1 protein-coding gene and 1 pseudogene are annotated in these 1,366 nt (G+C 58.6%); both read left to right on the forward strand.

Going from position 1 to position 1,366, the window contains the following annotated elements; genetic code table 11:
* On the forward strand, positions 1-963 hold a 963-nt coding region (locus tag VZ95_RS19690), incomplete at its 5' end, for an ABC transporter substrate-binding protein (protein ID WP_045777378.1).
* A 101-nt stretch (positions 964-1,064) separates the two neighbouring features.
* Positions 1,065-1,366 (forward strand): annotated as a pseudogene (locus VZ95_RS19695) (sugar ABC transporter permease); the annotation flags it as partial.

Here is a 1,366-nt window from a genome sequence, read left to right on the forward strand (position 1 = left end):
GATGATCTCGTCGAAAATAATCTGCTGGCCGATGTGGAAGCATCCGCAGCGGAAGGCAAGTGGAAATCGGTCATTCCGGAAGCGATTCTGAATGCCACCACCCGCCGGGGCAAGATGTATGCCGTGCCGGTGAATATCCACGGGCAGAACTGGGTCTGGTACAATAAGTCCGTTCTGGAGAAAATCGGCGGCACCGAGCCTAAGAACTGGGACGAAGCCATTGTTCTGCTGGAGAAGGTGAAAGCCGCCGGGCTTGTCCCGCTGGCTTTCTCTGGGCAAAAGACCTGGGAGCGCGGCCTGTTCAACGCGGTTCTGCTCGATAAGGGCGGCCCTGCGGTTTGGAACGAGTTTTTCGGTAAACGCAGCGAAGCGGCAGCGCGCAGCCCGCACTTCCGGGCAGCAGCGGAAACCTATGCGAAATTGCGCTCCTACGTCGATCAAGGCGCGCCGGGGCGCAATTGGCAGGACGCGACTACGCTGGTGATCCAGGGTAAGGCCTTTATGCAGCTCATGGGCGATTGGGCGAAGGGTGAATTCGTCGCCGCCAATCAGACCGCCGGGAAAGAATATGGCTGCACTTTGTTCGGCAGCCGGGGCGGTGGTTACGTGATGGGCGGGGACGTTATCGCCTTCCCGAAACCGAAAGACGCGGCCCAGGCGAAAGCCCAGTCGGTTCTGGCCAAAGTGCTGCTGGACCCCGAAACCCAAATCAAGTTTGCCCAGAAGAAGGGCTCGATCCCTGTGCGCCTCGATGTCGACAGCTCGTCGCTCGATATTTGCGCACAACGGGCCATGAAAGTGATCGGCGATAAGGCGCAGCAAGTGCCTGCCGTCGAAATGCTGTCGTCGCCAGCGATGACCGGTGCGTTGGAAGATGTGTATTCCCAGTTCTGGAACACGCCGAATGCCAGCGTCGATCAGTTCATCGAAAAAATCGTGGGCGTGCTGAAGCAAGAGCTTTAGCCCCTTCGGCAGCGCGGCGGCACTTCCGCCGCGCTGCTTTTCCTTTCTAAAATATTGGCCCCTGTCGCTGCGCCACCGCGCAGGCGGGGAAGGGTTGCGCCATGAAACCCAAAAGATCCCGGCTTTCCACCGGGGCGGGGGCGATTTCTGCTCTCATCCCGGCTTTTATGGTGCTGATCGTCGTCTACATCGGGTCGACCGGCTGGACGATTTGGATCAGCTTTACCAACTCCCGCATGCTACCGAACAATAATTTCGTCGGTTTGCGCCAATACGAACAGCTTTTCGGGAATGACCGCTGGCTGACCTCGATCCATAATCTCGTGATTTTCGGCGCGCTGTTTCTCATTCTCGCGCTGGCGCTGGGATTTCTGCTTGCGGTCGCCATCGATCAGCGCGTGCG

It is taken from the genome of Elstera litoralis (assembly GCF_000963705.1).
Classification (GTDB): Bacteria; Pseudomonadota; Alphaproteobacteria; order Elsterales; family Elsteraceae; genus Elstera; species Elstera litoralis.